This is a genomic window from Rummeliibacillus sp. BSL5, assembly GCF_052928305.1.
This window is the reverse complement of record NZ_JAVGCV010000011.1, coordinates 1-15430: the sequence shown is the minus strand read 5'-3', so window position 1 is coordinate 15430 and position 15430 is coordinate 1. Positions and strand designations below refer to the sequence as shown.

Sequence of the window (15430 nt, the reverse complement as noted above, 5' to 3'; positions counted from 1 at the left end):
TTCAAATAGTCTAGTAATGATGGCAAAGAGGTCACACCCGTTCCCATGCCGAACACGGAAGTTAAGCTCTTTAGCGCCGATGGTAGTTGGGGGCTTCCCCCTGTGAGAGTAGGACGTTGCTAGGCAAAGAAAGTGCAGCTGATTTATCAGTTGCACTTTTTTGTTTATAAAAAAATATAGCTCACCCATATACAATACAAATAAATTACCTCATATTTATATTCCTCAGCTATATATCTCTGTAAGTGTTGACCATGCATTATTCATTACCATTTACACGCTTAAAGGTAATAAAGCCTGTTAAGGCTTGTTTAACTCCACTTTTTATAGTTATCTGTTTCAACGATTTATAGAATTAGTTTGTTGCATCTATTGCAACTAAGCTGGAGATTAGCACTATAAAATTATACTTCTCTTTATCTCTATGTTTACTTTTTCTTGATACAGGAATATATCTATTAAGCTATTTTTGTTGTATATAGAAAGAATAAAGAATACATTAGTGATAACATTAAAAATAAATATAAAATAAATAGTTTGAGCTTATATGAAGAGAGATAAAGGATAGGCTCTATGATGAGTAGAACGTTTTAATGTGACGGTAAAATAGAGAGGGGAAGCAAAATGACGAGCATTTATGATTTTGTAGTCAAAAAAGCAGATGGGGAAGATCAATCTTTAAGTGAATTTAAAGGCTCACCTATGTTGATTGTAAATACAGCAAGCAAATGTGGTTTTACGCCACAATTTAAAGAACTGCAGGAGTTATATGATAAATATAAGGATCGAGGTTTTACTGTTCTAGGTTTTCCCTGTAGTCAATTCAATCACCAAGAATTCAACAATATTGATAAAACAATTGCTTATTGCCAAATGAATTACAATGTACAATTTCCCATGTTTGCAAAAGTAGATGTTAAGGGTGAAAACGCTTCACCGTTGTTTCAATATCTGACTTCTGAAAAGAAAGGTCTCTTCACAGATAATATAAAGTGGAACTTTACTAAGTTTTTAATTGGCTCTGAAGGAGAAGTCATTGCAAGATATGCACCTCAAACTTCCCCTACAAAAATAGAGGATGACTTAAAAAACTTATTATAATGAAAAATCATAATAGTCTTTCTTATGGCTGACTCCTTGACAACTAATTGCCTACGTTGTTAATCTTACAATTAATATCTTTTTTGTAGGAGGAGTTTAAGAAATGTGGGAAACTAAATTTGCCAAAGAAGGTTTAACATTTGATGATGTATTGCTTGTACCAGCACATTCCGAAGTATTGCCAAAGGAAGTTGATTTATCAGTAAATCTAACATCCAAGATTAAATTAAATATCCCGATTATCAGTGCAGGGATGGATACGGTAACAGAATCACCTATGGCGATTGCGATGGCTCGTCAAGGCGGCCTTGGAATTATCCATAAAAATATGAGTATTGAAGAACAAGCAGAACAAGTAGAAAAAGTTAAACGATCTGAAAATGGTGTTATCACCAATCCATTTTTCTTAACGCCTTCTCACCAAGTATTTGATGCGGAACACTTAATGGGTAAATACCGTATTTCTGGTGTACCAATTGTGAATACGATGGAAGACCGAAAATTAGTCGGAATTATTACAAACCGTGATTTGCGCTTTGTACAAGATTACTCAATAAAAATTGATGAAGTCATGACTAAAGAAAATCTTATTACAACTCCTGTTGGCACTACTTTAGAAGAAGCTGAAAAGATGCTACAAAAATACAAAATCGAAAAGCTTCCAATTGTCGATGAAGAAGGTTTATTAACTGGATTAATTACAATTAAGGATATTGAAAAGGTAACGGAATATCCGAATGCTGCAAAAGATGAACATGGCCGTTTACTAGTAGGAGCAGCGGTTGGGGTAACGTCAGATGTGATGATGCGGATTAAGAAGCTTGTGGAAGCACAGGTAGACGTTATTGTAATTGATACAGCTCACGGCCATTCTGAAGGCGTATTAAGACAAGTAAAAGCCATTCGTGAAGCTTATCCTGATTTAGTTATCGTTGCAGGTAACGTTGCTACACAGGAAGGGACGAAAGCCTTGTACGAAGCAGGCGCAGATGTTGTCAAAGTAGGAATCGGACCTGGTTCAATTTGTACAACTCGTGTTGTAGCTGGTGTAGGTGTACCTCAAATTACGGCTGTCTACGATTGCGCAACAGAAGCAAGACGCCAAGGGAAAACGATAATAGCAGATGGTGGTATTAAATATTCTGGAGATATTATTAAAGCGTTAGCTGCAGGCGGACATACAGTTATGTTAGGAAGCTTACTAGCAGGTACTACAGAATCTCCGGGAGAAACAGAAATTTTCCAAGGCCGTCGCTTTAAAGTATATCGTGGTATGGGTTCTGTTGCTGCAATGGAGAACGGTTCAAAAGATCGTTACTTCCAAGAAAATGCAAAAAAATTAGTACCAGAAGGCATTGAAGGCCGTTTGCCATATAAAGGGCCTCTTGCTGATACGATTCACCAATTGCTTGGTGGTGTCCGATCAGGGATGGGTTATTGCGGTACAAAAGATTTACAAGATTTAAGAGAAAATGCTCAATTTGTCCGCATGACAGGGGCTGGCTTGAAAGAAAGCCATCCACATGATGTTCAAATTACAAAAGAAGCACCAAACTATTCACTACTATAAGTATCAGCCTTTTCACCCATTTTGCATGTTCAATTGATGCAGAATGGGTGTTTTTGATAACTGTCTATTGTATTCCACTATTCTATGTTAAAATTAGCGAGATAAGTATATATTAACGGAGGTAGAATGGTGAAAAAAGGTAGGATCAGTAAAATTTTGAGTATTATGCTAGCAGTAGTCATGGTACTTAGCAGTTTTACCCTAGTAGGAACGAAGGCTAGTGCAGCGGACAATCTAGGGTTGAATGTAAAAGCGGCGATTTTAGTTGATGCGGATTCAGGAAAAATATTGTATGAAAAAAATGCTAAGCAAGCTCTTGGGATTGCCAGCATGACAAAAATGATGACAGAATACATCTTACTTGATGCGATTAATGATGGAAAAGTAAAATGGGATCAAAAGTATAAAGTGTCTGATTATGCTTATAAAATCTCACAAGACCGTGCTTTGAGTAATGTTCCATTACGAGCAGATGGAGAATATACAATCAAAGAATTATATGAAGCAATGGCTATCTATTCTGCAAATGCAGCTACCATTGCAATTGCTGAAACAATTGCAGGTTCTGAAACTGAATTTTTATCTTTAATGAAGAAAAAGGCAAAAGAATTGGGACTGAAGAATTACCACTTTGTTAACTCTACAGGTTTAAATAATGAACAATTACAAGGTATGCAGCCAACAGGCACTTCTGAGAGTGATGAAAACAAAATGCCTGCAACATCTGTTGCCCGCCTAGCCTATCATCTATTAAAAGACCATCCAGAAGTTCTAGAAACATCAAGCATTCCCCGCAAGACTTTCCGTGCAGGAACAGACGATGCAATTAAAATGGATAACTGGAACTTTATGTTACCTGGTTTAGTTTATCATTATGAAGGTGTGGATGGACTAAAAACCGGTACTACTGATTATGCTGGCCAATGTTTCACAGGTACAGCCAAACGCAATGGCACTCGCTTGATTGCTGTGGTCATGCATGCAGAAGGTAACAATGGAGATCGTCATAAAGCACGTTTTGATGCAGCTAAAACATTATTTGATTATGGTTTTGGACAATTCACAACTGAAGAAATCTTACCTGCAGGCCATGTATTTAAAAATCAAAAATCAGTGGCTATAAAAGAGGGTAAAGAGAAGAGTGTAAAAGTTGCTACAAAAGATGCCATTTCAATGATGGTTAAAACAAGTGAAGCAGATGATTATACTGCTAAGCTAGTAGTAGATAAAAAATCCTTAAATGCCCCTGTTAAAAAGGGAACTGTTGTTGGGCATGTTAAAATCAATAAAAAGTCAGGCAAAGATTATGGCTTTATTGATGGCACTTCAGCAAATGCCAAAGTAGTAACTACAGAGACTGTGGAAAAAGCCGGTTTTATATCGTTAACATTTAAAAAGGTCGGAAGTTTTTTCAAAGGACTATTTTAATTATGAGGGATTGACTATTCAGTCAATCCCTTTTTACTTGTTTTTGAATTTCCCAGCAATCCATTAGCTGTTCGATTGCATAAGGTATTTGGTCTTCAACTAAACCGCCAAAGCCTAAAAGGAATTGGTTATCCCGATTTTCTATAGTTGGTGTGATCATATAATTAGTAATGGGTATAATTCTTATGCCATTTTGCAAAGCCCTTTCGCTAAGAGTCTGAGCGTTTAATTGATGGTTCACAGTTAACACTACATGCATTCCCGCCTGTTCACCAGAGATGGAGACACTGGGTGCATATGGTGTCAGGGAAAGAGTGAGCTTCTCTAGCTTTTTGCGGTAAATTTTCCGCATGCGATTCAAATGTTTTGAGAAATGCCCTTCCTTCATAAATTGAGCCAATATATATTGCTCGAAGCGTGGAACAGTCGATGTATAATAGCTGAACATCTTGTAGTATATAGGCAATAGTTCTCTAGGTAGAACAAAATAGGCTATCCGCAAAGATGGCATTAATGATTTTGAAAAGGTGCTGAGATAAATCACCTTATTCAGACGATCCATCCCTTGTAGTGAAGCAATAGGTTTGCCAATATAACGGAATTCACTATCATAATCATCTTCAATAATAAAACGCTTTTTATCTTGGGCTGCCCAATTCAATAATTGGAAACGTCGTGAAGCAGATAGCACAGCACCGGTAGGGAATTGGTGAGAAGGAGTAATATAGGCAACATTGGCGTCTGTTTGTTCAAGTTGTTGTATTTTCATCCCATCCTGATCTACATTAATAGGGATTATTTGCTGATAAGACTGGTCAAAAATATAGTGGGTTAATGTATAGCCTGGATTTTCAATCGCATAGCAATTTTTTTCCCCTAAAAGCTTCATAATCATAGGCAAGAGCTGCTCAGTCCCAGAACCAATGACTATTTGTTCTGGTGAGCATAGAACGCCTCTAGACTGGTATAAATAGCTTGAAATTTCTTCTCTCAATTCTAATTCTCCTTGAGGAGAGCCTAGCAACAGAAGCTCTTTTTGATGCAGATCAATTGCGTCCTTTGCATACTTTCTCCATGCAGCAAAAGGAAAAGCTTCAGTATCGATAGAGCCTGGATTAAAATCAATATAAACTTCAGGATTCGCGGAAGTCTTTAGAGTTGGATGTGCGACAGCTTTCTCTACATAGGCCAATTCTTCTATTGCTTCTACAAAGAAACCGACGCGAGGCTTGGATATGATATAGCCTTCCGCTAATAACTGCGCATAAGCCAGTTCAACTGTTGTTTGGCTAATAGATAAAAATTCAGAGAGCTTTCTTTTGGATGGTAGCTTTGTACGTACAGAGATTGTGCCATCGATAATTCCTTTTTTTATTTTTTCATAAAGCTGTTCATAAAGAGGAATTGATGTATCTTTTTCTAATTGAATCATCAACATATCCATACTTTATCACTCCTAACTGACCGTATAGAAATAGGGTTTCTGTAAACTTTCGCAGGGTCAATTTTCTTACTTACATCATACTTGTTTTGTTTGTGGGTTGAAAGGATGATGTAACAGGATTAAAGAGATATAGGACAGTGGGAGAATACCATATCAAGCATGCTATATTAATGGAGAAGGCTAGTACTGTCCTGAAAATACATATGTTGTTAATTTTTTTAAAGTAATCAAGCTTGCAATGCTTGCATAACCTTTAGATGTATTGTAAAGTATGATTAATTATAATTTAACACGATGATAGGAAGCAGTAGCAGGCACGTTTTTTTAAAGAGAGTCGATGGTAGGTGCGAATCGATAAAAACACTTGTGAATCCGTCCTTGAGTTGCTCAGTTGAACGTTAGTAGGCTGCAGCCGGTTAATAGCCGTTACAAAATGAGTGGATTAGGCATTGGTCTAGTCAATTAGGGTGGCAACGCGGGTATGCTCTCGTCCCTTCATGGGGATGAGGGCTTTTTTGCGTCCATTAATTCACTGCTCCCGGTCATCGATTAATACATTAGGAGGAATTACACATGCTAGATATTAAACGTGTCCGCGACAATTATGCGGAAATTAAAGAAAAGCTTTCACACCGTAATGAAGATCTTGGCACAATTGATCACTTTGAGGAATGGGATCAACAACGTCGTGATTTAATTGCTAAAACGGAAGTATTAAAGGCTGACCGTAATAAAGCTTCTGAAGCCATCGCATTAAAAAAGCGTAATAAAGAAAATGCAGATGAAGAAATTGCCCGTATGAGAGAAGTGGGCGATGAAATCAAAAAGTTAGATGCAGAGCTCAATGAAGTTGAAGAAAAGTTTAACGATATGATGATGCGTCTTCCTAATATCCCACATGAAAGTGTTCCTGTTGGCGATACTGAAGACGACAATGAAGAGATTTTAAAATGGGGCGAAATTCCAACATTTGACTTTGAAGCAAAGCCACACTGGGATCTAGGTACAGACCTTGGCATTATTGATTTTGAACGTGCTGGTAAAGTTACTGGTAGCCGATTCGTCTTTTATCGTGGTCTTGGCGCACGTCTTGAACGCGCACTTTGGAACTTTATGATGGATCTTCATGCAGATAAACATGATTATGAGGAACTTCTGCCTCCTTATATGGCTAACCGTGCAAGCTTGACAGGCACAGGTCAACTTCCAAAATTTGAAGAAGATGCTTTCCTTATAGAGAAAGAAGATTATTTCTTAATTCCTACAGCTGAGGTGCCAGTAACTAATTTTTATCGTGATGAGATTATTGATGGATCTCAGTTACCTCAAGCATTTACAGCATTTAGTGCATGTTTCCGTTCAGAAGCAGGTTCTGCTGGTCGTGATACAAGAGGTCTGATTCGCCAACATCAATTCAACAAGGTTGAATTAGTACGCTTCACAAAGCCAGAAGAATCTTATAATGAATTGGAAAAGCTAACTGGCCATGCAGAGGAAGTACTTCAATTACTAGAACTGCCGTACCGCAAATTAAAAATGTGTACAGCTGACTTAGGATTTACTGCTGCTAAAAAGTATGATTTAGAAGTATGGATCCCTACGCAAAACATGTATCGAGAAATTTCTTCTTGTTCAAACTTTGAAGACTTCCAAGCTCGCCGCGCGAACATTCGCTTCCGCCGCGAACCAGGTGCAAAGCCTGAATATGTGCATACATTAAATGGTTCTGGCTTAGCTATCGGTCGTACTGTAGCTGCTATTTTGGAAAATTACCAACAAGCAGATGGCAGTGTGAAAATACCAGAAGTGTTAGTACCATATATGGGTGGTTTGACACAAATCGCTCCTAAGTAAAATTGATATAAAAAAGCGATCTGCCATTACATGCAGATCGCTTTTTTACTATTTTTTATCAGCTAAACGTTTTGCTTTTTTCTTTGCACGCAACTCTTTAAAAAAGCTGGATAATAATTGACCGCATTCTGCACCCATAACGCCTTCCGTTACTTCGCATTCATGATTAAAGCGGCTGTCATTTAAAAGATGGTAAAGAGAATCTACGCAGCCAGCTTTAGGATCTCGTGCACCATAGACAACACGGGGAATTCGTGATTGTAAAATAGCTCCTGCACACATAGGGCAAGGTTCTAGTGTGACATATAATGTTGTCTCTTCTAATCGAAAACTTTCAAGGGATTTGCATGCATCTTGAATGGCCATGAGTTCGGCATGAGTAACCGCATTTTGTGTTGTTTCGCGCAGATTATGTGCTTTTGCAATAACAGTGCCATGCTGTACGATGATTGCTCCAATAGGCACTTCTCCCAAGGCCTCTGCCTTCTTTGCTTCTTCTATTGCCATCTCCATAAAATAGTGATCAGTATTCATGAAACACGCTCCTTGTCAAATAGTTTAGCATGTTTAGCTGCCAGGATGCATATATTATTCCACATGAAGAAATAGAGGAGGCTTTCTTTGATCTATGTTGTAAAGCAAGGTGACAGCTTATATAAAATTGCAAGAGAACATAATACAACCGCTGCTGCCATAGCTGCATTAAATGAATTACCAAACCCAGATGTTTTAGTCGTTGGACAAACTCTTGTATTACCGGAAAAATTGAATGTAAATCGTAAGACCATTGAAACGAATGGCTATGCAGAATGGTATACACAGCAAGTGCCTGCACGATTATCACAAGAGGTAAGAAAGAGAGGTCCGTTGCTTACCTATATGATGCCATTTGCTTATGAAGTAAAAAGAGACGGGACTTTAACAGGCCTTGAGTGGGGAAATTTAGGGGAAATCGCTACAGCTAATCGGACAACCAGTGCAGTAGTTTTAACGAATATTGAGAATGGGGCATTTAGTGATACATTAGCTCATGACATTTTAACGAGTGAAGCATTACAAGATGTGATGATGGATGCTGCGCTAAGTGAGGCAAAATTGCATAATGCAAGAGATATACATGTAGACTTTGAATATTTGCCGCCTGAAGATAAGGATTTATATGTAGCTATGCTAAAAAGGCTTGTAGCTAGAGCTCATCCGGCAGGTTTAACTGTTTCTGCTGCATTAGCACCCAAAACAAGTGCAAGCCAAAGCAGTAAGTGGTATGGTGGGCACGATTATAAGGGAATTGGAGAAACTGTAGATTTTGTTGTAATCATGACATATGAGTGGGGGTATAGCGGCGGACCACCAATGGCAGTATCGCCGATCCATCCAGTGAGACAAGTATTAGAATATGCAATCAGCGAAATGCCAGCCTCAAAGATTATGATGGGCCAAAACTTATACGGTTATGACTGGAAGTTGCCATATAAAGTAGGTAACCCAAATGCTGTTGCAGTAAGTTCTCAATATGCCATAGAAGTAGCAAAACAGAATAATGCAGCCATATCTTATGATACAGTGGCACAAGCTCCATATTTTCACTACTGGAAAAATGGAGTCGAACATGTTGTATGGTTTGAAGATGCAAGATCAATCGAAGCAAAATTTGAACTTTTAGAGGAATTGGGATTAAGGGGAATTGCTTATTGGCATCTAGGCTTTTCGTTTCCTCAAAATTGGGCACTATTACAACAAAAGTTTCACGTGAAACATCTTTTCTAATCTCTTTCATTCTGATGGACATTAAAAGGGAAAACAGCCTTGGTGAATGCCAAGGTTTTTTTTATTTTCTAAAAAAACATAGTTTAAAACAAAAAAAGACTTGGACTGTCCATGCTATATCTCTTGTGTTAAAATTATATTCATTGACTAAAGAGATAAGCGAGGAGGTCTTCTGATGCCAGTACCGTTTATTACGGTTGAGGGGCCTATTGGTGTAGGGAAAACTTCACTATCCAAAAATATTTCCGATACTTTTAATATTCATTTATTGAAAGAGATAGTGGACGAAAATCCCTTTTTAAATAAATTTTATGAGGATATTGATGAGTGGAGCTTTCAAACGGAAATGTTCTTCTTATGCAATCGCTATAAACAATTAAATGATATCAAAAAGTATATGACAGAAAGTAATAGCCCTGTTGTAGCTGATTATCATATTTTTAAAAATCTTATATTTGCTCAAAGAACTTTACCACCCGGTGAGTTTAACAAGTATAAAGAGATATATAAAATTTTAACGAAAGATTTGACTCAACCTAACATTGTGGTTTATTTATATGCGAGCGTCGACACATTGATGAAGCGGATCGCAATGAGAGGACGAGATTTTGAAAAAATGATTTCAAGAGAATACATGGAGCAGCTGGTAGAAGATTATCATACCTTTATCAACACTTTTGAAAAAGAGCATCCTGATATTCCTGTCATACGTTTCAATGGAGACCAACTAGATTTTGTGAAATACGACCATGATTTAAAGGAAATTCTTTATACCATTGAAGAAAAGCTAACAAAAAGGAGCTTGAAAGGATGAATTTGAGAGAAAAATACGGCATCCCATCGAATGCTGTGATTACTATTGCAGGAACTGTAGGAGTTGGGAAGTCTACTATGACAAAGGCACTGGCCAATACTCTAAATTTCCGCACTTCTTTTGAGAAAGTTGATACGAACCCTTATCTTGATAAATTTTACGATGACTTTAATAAATGGAGTTTCCATTTGCAAATATACTTCCTTGCTGAACGCTTTAAAGAGCAAAAGCGTATTTTTGAATACGGCGGTGGATTTATACAAGATCGTTCTATCTATGAGGATACTGGGATATTTGCTAAAATGCATTATGATCAGGGGACAATGGATCCGGTTGACTTTGAGACATACACCAATTTATTTGATGCAATGGTCATGACACCATATTTTCCACATCCTGATTTGCTAATTTACCTTGAGGGACCAATTGATGATATTATCGAAAGAATCGAGTCACGTGGACGCCCAATGGAACAACAAACAGATAAAGAATATTGGTATGAAATGCATCGTCGCTATGAAGATTGGATTGATAATTTCAATGCTTGTCCTGTATTGCGTTTGGATATTAATGATTATGATTTGATGAAAAATCCGCAAACAATTGAAACAATTTTAGAGAGAATCGGCCACTTTATGGAGCAAACCTCTCATTTACGCAGATAATAAAAAACAGCCAGGGAGAGAATTGAACTTCTCCCTGGCTGTTTTATCTATAGCAGTACTAGTTGCCTTAATTTGAATATAAAAAATGAAAGCCACCTAGCCTAAGCTAGATGGCAAAGAAAAAATCGTTACAATCAAAAGCAACGATACAATCTCATTATTATGCGCGTTTAATTTAAAAATAAAATGGAGGAGGAAGAGGGATTCGAACCCCCGCGCGGTTTGACCCGCCTGTCGGTTTTCAAGACCGATCCCTTCAGCCAGACTTGGGTATTCCTCCGAATGTAATATATCTTACTGACAATGAATACTTTAACACGGTATTATTCAAATGTCAACAAATTAATTGTGCCTTTTCGGAAGGAAAACAAGGTTTTGTAAAGGCAGTGTTAATACTTGTATAGGTGGGAATGCAAAATTCTTTTTTAAAGTAGCTTACTATATAGATGAATACAGGAAATATAACCGTCTTAAACATGATTGAGGTTGCTAAAAAGTATAGGAGTGCTTGAGCGTTCAACTTCAGACAAAGAAGAAGAAAGACCATAACAAAGCGTACTTTACTTTATAGTTGATTTTCATCCATAACATTTGTATACTAGTAATTGCCGTGCTAGGTGGGAAGGTAGCGGTGTCCTGTAACTCGCAATCCGCTTTAGCGAGACTGAATTCCTTTTCGAGGTTGTCCGTATGTTTGGTCTGCCTCTTGCACGTAGCGTTGACGATTGGGTCCTGCGCAATGAATCCCCATGAACCATGTCAGGTCCGGAAGGAAGCAGCATTAAGTGGTCTTATTCATGTGCCGCGGGGTAGCCTAATCTGAGCTAACGACAAGAGTAACGCTTATATACGGCTGTCGAAGAAAGGTGCACGGTATTAAATATGCAAACTTCAAACTCACTTATCTTTTGATAAGTGAGTTTTTTCTTTATTCCCTAACACTTATAAAGGTTTCAACAAGGTTCTATGCTATAATAAATCTATTATGAATGATGGCAGAAAGGGGAGGAAATTGATGTCCTACCAAGCCTTTTATCGTGTCTATCGTCCGCAGTCTTTTAAGGAAATGTCAGGACAGTCACATATAAAGCGTACATTGCAAAATGCCCTCCTAGCTGGCAAAACAACGCATGCTTATCTTTTCTCAGGTCCTCGTGGTACAGGGAAAACGAGTACAGCTAAAATATTCGCTAAGACAATCAATTGTGAGCATGCACCAACTGCCGAGCCCTGCAATGAATGCGCGACATGCAAAAGCATTACAAATGGTTCGCACCCAGATGTTATTGAGTTTGATGCCGCTTCTAATTCAAGCGTAGATGAAATAAGAGACATAATCGAAAAAGTTCGTTTTGCACCAGCCAGCGCTCGTTATAAAGTCTATATAATCGATGAAGTGCATATGCTTTCAACCAGTGCCTTTAATGCGTTATTAAAAACATTGGAAGAGCCACCGCCACATGTTGTATTTATATTAGCTACGACTGAACCCCATAAGATACCTGCTACTATAATTTCGAGGTGCCAACGATTTGACTTCAAGCGTCTATCTACGACAGATATATTAGAGCGTATGAAATTAGTATTAGAAGAAATAGACCTTCCTTATGATGAACAAGCATTAAAGGTGATTGCCAAATCGGCTGCCGGTGGAATGCGAGATGCACTCAGTATGCTAGATCAAGTTGTTAGTTTTAGTGCTGAAAAACTCACATTGGAAGACTCCCTTTTTGTTACGGGATCTATTAGCCAGGATATTTTTTATACACTTGCAGAAAATCTAGCTAAAGGTGATGTAGCAAACGTATTAGATGTGCTTGAGCAACTGATGGATGAAGGTAAAGATGCAGTCCGTCTTTCTGAAGACTTAATCACCTTCTTTAGAGACTTATTATTGATTCAGTCTGCTCCTGACCTTTCAGATTTGCTAGAATTAGCTACAACAGATGAGAAATTCCTCACCCTAGCAAATGAATTTACAATGGACACGCTATACAGTTATATTGATGTCCTGTCAAAAACACAACAAGAAATGCGTCTTTCATTGCATGCAAAGGTATACCTTGAAACAGCATTATTAAAAATGTCGCAGATCAATCATAAAAGGCCAAAACAAGCCTATGTGACATCAAGTTCAGAGAATATGGATGTAGAGATGCCACAGCTTGTTGAAATGCAATCAAAAATTGCTGCCTTAGAATCTTTGGTTCAACAACTGCAGGTTGGAGGAAACACCGTTCAGCCACAACCACAAGGAAGTGGGCAGGCGAAGCGCCCACGTGCAAAAGCAAATACTGGTTTTAATGTTCCAGTAGGGAGAATTCAAGAAGTATTAAAAGTGGCGACAAAACAAGATATCCAATCGATTAAAAGTGCCTGGGCAGAATCCCTTAATCGATTACCTAAATCACAATCGGCATTATTGGAAGACGCGGAACCTGTAGCAGCATCAGCCAGTGCTTTTGTGTTAAAATTCAAATATGATATTCACTGCCAAATGGCAGTCGAAAATCAAGAGCTAATTTCACATTTCAGCCAGCACTTAGCGGAGATGACTGGGAACTATTATCAAGTTATCTGTGTCCCAGAAGAGAACTGGCAAAGAATACGTGCTGATTTTATCCAGCATCATAATTCGGATAAAGTGGCAGATAATGAAACCGATAAAGAAACTTCAACTGGCGAACAAAAAGCTGAGGTTGTACAATCAATATTAGAAGATGAACAGCTGTTATCCGAAGACCCTTTAGTGGTGGAAGCGGAAAAGCTGTTCGGCAAAGATTTCATTACTATTGAAGAATAAAAAGCAATTATAGGAGGAATTTATTTATGCGTGGAATGGGTAATATGAATAACATGATGAAACAAATGCAAAAGATGCAAAAGAAAATGATGGAGGCACAGGAAGAGCTTGCTGTACAAACTTTTGAAGGAACTGCTAGTAACGGGTTGGTCAAAGTCGTTATAAATGGTCAAAAGCAAGTACAAGAAGTAGTAATTGATCCAGAAATCGTAGATCCAGAAGATGTAGAACTATTGCAAGATATGATTGTGATTGCAACAAATGCAGCGTTAGCAAAAATTGAAGAAACAACGAATGAAACGATGGGCCAATTTACTAAGGGAATTAACCTTCCTGGATTCTAGGGGGAATGACATTGCATTATCCTGAACCTATATCCAAATTAATAGATAGCTTTATGAAATTGCCAGGCATCGGGCCAAAGACTGCCTCCCGCCTGGCGTTTTTTGTATTAACGATGCAAGAGGATACTGTCTTGAATTTTGCTAAAGCACTTGTAGATGCAAAACGTAACCTAAGTTATTGTTCTGTCTGCGGGAATATTACAGATGTAGACCCTTGCCATATTTGCCAGGACGTACAAAGGGACCGTTCTACTATCTGTGTGGTCCAAGATCCGAAAGATGTAATTGCTATGGAAAAAATGAAGGATTACCATGGGTTATATCATGTGTTGCATGGCGCAATATCACCAATGGATGGTATCGGTCCAGAAGATATAAATGTTCCTTCACTCTTAAAACGCCTGCAAAGCGAAGAGGTAGAAGAATTAATCTTAGCGACAAACCCTACGATTGAAGGGGAAGCGACAGCTATGTATATCTCACGTCTAATTAAGCCTTCAGGAATTCGTACAACCCGCATTGCACATGGCCTTCCAGTTGGAGGAGACCTTGAATATGCGGATGAAGTAACTTTATCCAAAGCATTAGAGGGCAGACGGGAATTATGATTTGAGGTGCGAATAAAATGCTTTTTAAAAAATTTAAGCTTCGAAAAGAATACGATGAGAAATTAGTTAGCTTAATCCGCCAAACAAAAGATGAATGGCAGCATGCACAAAGTATGGAAAACTTAATGGCTGATTATAGCTTGGATATTATAGCTCAACGGAAAATAGCTGAAAGCAAGCATTTTTATCTATTTAAAGAAGCGCGTATCCGCAAGGTTTTAATTAAGTAAGCAAATTCTTTCCTATAACTCTTAACAAACTAGTAAGTGAATAGATTATTTGCTTCATTACTGATGAAAATGAATAGTAAACCTGCAAAATATATAAAAAGATGAATGAATAACAGTATTCCTATCATATATACCTACTAACATTTAAATGAGGTGTGGTGTATATGGCTAAACTAATTATTAGTTTAATAGGAGTGCTGTTTGTTTTTTATTTGCTAGTTAAGAAACCAAAGGGGATACGAAAAATTCTCGAGTTACTATCGAATGTAGTATTTCGCATAACATTATCGTTCTGCCTCTTGTATATGCTTTCTTACGGAGCGGGATATATCGGAATTTGGGTTCCATTGAATTTTGCTTCTATACTTATTGTGGCTATATTAGGTATGCCTGGCGCAATCCTTGTGATTGCACTTACGTTATTAAATCATTTTCTCTTATGATGGTTATTGTAAAGTATAGACACAGAGCAAGGTGCATAATAAGTTAGTCTAAGGTTAATAAAAGGGTTGACATTAACAAAAGTATATTGCTATAATATAAAGGTTGTTATAAGCAACTGCAAAAAACTTATTTATAAGCATCAATAACTTTTGAAAATTTATTTCTGATAAGTTGTTGACATTTAAAAGTTTTTGCGATATACTTATGAAGTCGTCAAAAGGACGGCGCAACATGAACCTTGAAAACTGAACAAGCAAGATGTTAATCATTTAAACTTACTAACAATTGTTAGTTTTAAAGACATCATCGTAAAGATGATGCGCTAGTGAAATTTTGAGCAATCAAACACTTTTATGGA

General features: G+C 37.6%; 14 protein-coding genes, 1 tRNA gene, 1 rRNA gene, 1 other RNA gene and 1 other annotated feature. Of the genes, 14 read left to right on the top strand and 3 right to left on the bottom strand.

The genetic code is table 11. From position 1 onward, the window contains the following. Positions 1–9 precede the first annotated feature (9 nt). The 4 genes from rrf (at position 10) to RCJ93_RS16345 (ending at position 4099) form a co-directional block, all read left to right on the top strand. Positions 10–125 (top strand): 5S ribosomal RNA (gene rrf, locus RCJ93_RS16360). A gap of 499 nt (positions 126–624) precedes the next feature. Then, complete coding sequence (locus RCJ93_RS16355) at positions 625–1101, top strand: glutathione peroxidase (protein WP_251648817.1); 477 nt, start codon at positions 625–627, stop codon at positions 1099–1101. A gap of 103 nt (positions 1102–1204) precedes the next feature. Next, complete coding sequence (guaB, locus tag RCJ93_RS16350; protein ID WP_066791218.1) at positions 1205–2671, top strand: IMP dehydrogenase; 1467 nt, start codon at positions 1205–1207, stop codon at positions 2669–2671. A gap of 165 nt (positions 2672–2836) precedes the next feature. After that, positions 2837–4099 carry a serine hydrolase gene (locus tag RCJ93_RS16345; RefSeq protein WP_251648824.1) on the top strand — a complete coding sequence of 421 codons (1263 nt, stop codon included), beginning with the start codon at positions 2837–2839 and terminating at the stop codon, positions 4097–4099. A gap of 22 nt (positions 4100–4121) precedes the next feature. On the opposite strand, the gene pdxR is transcribed toward RCJ93_RS16345, so the two are convergent. Further along, positions 4122–5543, bottom strand: coding sequence for a MocR-like pyridoxine biosynthesis transcription factor PdxR (gene pdxR, locus RCJ93_RS16340; RefSeq protein ID WP_066791222.1), 1422 nt, complete (start codon positions 5541–5543; stop codon positions 4122–4124). A gap of 285 nt (positions 5544–5828) precedes the next feature. Then, positions 5829–6041, top strand: a binding site (T-box leader). A 75-nt stretch (positions 6042–6116) separates the two neighbouring features. Between pdxR and serS the strand changes: the two genes are divergently transcribed. Further along, the gene (serS, locus tag RCJ93_RS16335; protein WP_150285684.1) at positions 6117–7397 is read left to right on the top strand and encodes a serine--tRNA ligase; all 1281 of its coding nucleotides are present in this window, start codon (positions 6117–6119) and stop codon (positions 7395–7397) included. A 48-nt stretch (positions 7398–7445) separates the two neighbouring features. On the opposite strand, the gene tadA is transcribed toward serS, so the two are convergent. Then, positions 7446–7931 (bottom strand): tRNA adenosine(34) deaminase TadA, encoded by a 486-nt coding sequence (tadA, locus tag RCJ93_RS16330; protein WP_446739589.1) that lies wholly within the window; start codon positions 7929–7931, stop codon positions 7446–7448. 87 nt (positions 7932–8018) lie between these two features. Here tadA and RCJ93_RS16325 point away from each other — a divergent pair, with 87 nt between their 5' ends. The 3 genes from RCJ93_RS16325 to RCJ93_RS16315 all read left to right on the top strand — a co-directional run bounded on the left by RCJ93_RS16325 (position 8019) and on the right by RCJ93_RS16315 (position 10643). Continuing rightward, positions 8019–9164 (top strand): glycosyl hydrolase family 18 protein, encoded by a 1146-nt coding sequence (locus RCJ93_RS16325; protein ID WP_446739588.1) that lies wholly within the window; start codon positions 8019–8021, stop codon positions 9162–9164. 175 nt (positions 9165–9339) lie between these two features. Further along, positions 9340–9978: a deoxynucleoside kinase gene (locus tag RCJ93_RS16320; RefSeq protein ID WP_446739587.1), complete on the top strand. Its 639-nt coding sequence runs from the start codon at positions 9340–9342 to the stop codon at positions 9976–9978. Continuing rightward, entirely contained in the window at positions 9975–10643 is a 669-nt protein-coding gene (locus RCJ93_RS16315) for a deoxynucleoside kinase (RefSeq protein ID WP_446739586.1), read from the top strand. Before RCJ93_RS16320 ends, RCJ93_RS16315 begins: the two co-directional genes overlap by 4 nt. 187 nt (positions 10644–10830) lie before the next feature. Here the strand turns inward: RCJ93_RS16315 and RCJ93_RS16310 are convergent. Then, a tRNA-Ser gene (locus RCJ93_RS16310) sits at positions 10831–10923 on the bottom strand. Between the two features lie 328 nt (positions 10924–11251). Between RCJ93_RS16310 and ffs the strand changes: the two genes are divergently transcribed. From ffs to RCJ93_RS16280, 6 genes are all read left to right on the top strand, one after another. After that, an RNA gene (ffs, locus tag RCJ93_RS16305) (signal recognition particle sRNA large type) lies at positions 11252–11517 on the top strand. 141 nt (positions 11518–11658) lie between these two features. After that, positions 11659–13446 carry a DNA polymerase III subunit gamma/tau gene (gene dnaX, locus RCJ93_RS16300; RefSeq protein ID WP_150285680.1) on the top strand — a complete coding sequence of 596 codons (1788 nt, stop codon included), beginning with the start codon at positions 11659–11661 and terminating at the stop codon, positions 13444–13446. 26 nt (positions 13447–13472) lie between these two features. Further along, the gene (locus RCJ93_RS16295; protein ID WP_066791246.1) at positions 13473–13790 is read left to right on the top strand and encodes a YbaB/EbfC family nucleoid-associated protein; all 318 of its coding nucleotides are present in this window, start codon (positions 13473–13475) and stop codon (positions 13788–13790) included. A gap of 11 nt (positions 13791–13801) precedes the next feature. Further along, entirely contained in the window at positions 13802–14398 is a 597-nt protein-coding gene (gene recR / locus RCJ93_RS16290; protein WP_066791248.1) for a recombination mediator RecR, read from the top strand. A 17-nt stretch (positions 14399–14415) separates the two neighbouring features. After that, positions 14416–14628 (top strand): YaaL family protein, encoded by a 213-nt coding sequence (locus tag RCJ93_RS16285; RefSeq protein WP_446739585.1) that lies wholly within the window; start codon positions 14416–14418, stop codon positions 14626–14628. Between the two features lie 164 nt (positions 14629–14792). After that, positions 14793–15071 carry a pro-sigmaK processing inhibitor BofA family protein gene (locus tag RCJ93_RS16280; RefSeq protein WP_150285679.1) on the top strand — a complete coding sequence of 93 codons (279 nt, stop codon included), beginning with the start codon at positions 14793–14795 and terminating at the stop codon, positions 15069–15071. Positions 15072–15430: the final 359 nt, after the last annotated feature.

Coding starts and splice junctions, on each gene's coding strand:
- RCJ93_RS16355 (WP_251648817.1), top strand. CDS start 625: ATGACGAGCATTTATGATTTTGTAGTCAAAAAAGCAGATGGGGAAGAT.
- guaB (WP_066791218.1), top strand. CDS start 1,205: ATGTGGGAAACTAAATTTGCCAAAGAAGGTTTAACATTTGATGATGTA.
- RCJ93_RS16345 (WP_251648824.1), top strand. CDS start 2,837: ATGCTAGCAGTAGTCATGGTACTTAGCAGTTTTACCCTAGTAGGAACG.
- pdxR (WP_066791222.1), bottom strand. CDS start 5,543: ATGGATATGTTGATGATTCAATTAGAAAAAGATACATCAATTCCTCTT.
- serS (WP_150285684.1), top strand. CDS start 6,117: ATGCTAGATATTAAACGTGTCCGCGACAATTATGCGGAAATTAAAGAA.
- tadA (WP_446739589.1), bottom strand. CDS start 7,931: ATGAATACTGATCACTATTTTATGGAGATGGCAATAGAAGAAGCAAAG.
- RCJ93_RS16320 (WP_446739587.1), top strand. CDS start 9,340: ATGCCAGTACCGTTTATTACGGTTGAGGGGCCTATTGGTGTAGGGAAA.
- RCJ93_RS16315 (WP_446739586.1), top strand. CDS start 9,975: ATGAATTTGAGAGAAAAATACGGCATCCCATCGAATGCTGTGATTACT.
- dnaX (WP_150285680.1), top strand. CDS start 11,659: ATGTCCTACCAAGCCTTTTATCGTGTCTATCGTCCGCAGTCTTTTAAG.
- RCJ93_RS16295 (WP_066791246.1), top strand. CDS start 13,473: ATGCGTGGAATGGGTAATATGAATAACATGATGAAACAAATGCAAAAG.
- RCJ93_RS16285 (WP_446739585.1), top strand. CDS start 14,416: ATGCTTTTTAAAAAATTTAAGCTTCGAAAAGAATACGATGAGAAATTA.
- RCJ93_RS16280 (WP_150285679.1), top strand. CDS start 14,793: ATGGCTAAACTAATTATTAGTTTAATAGGAGTGCTGTTTGTTTTTTAT.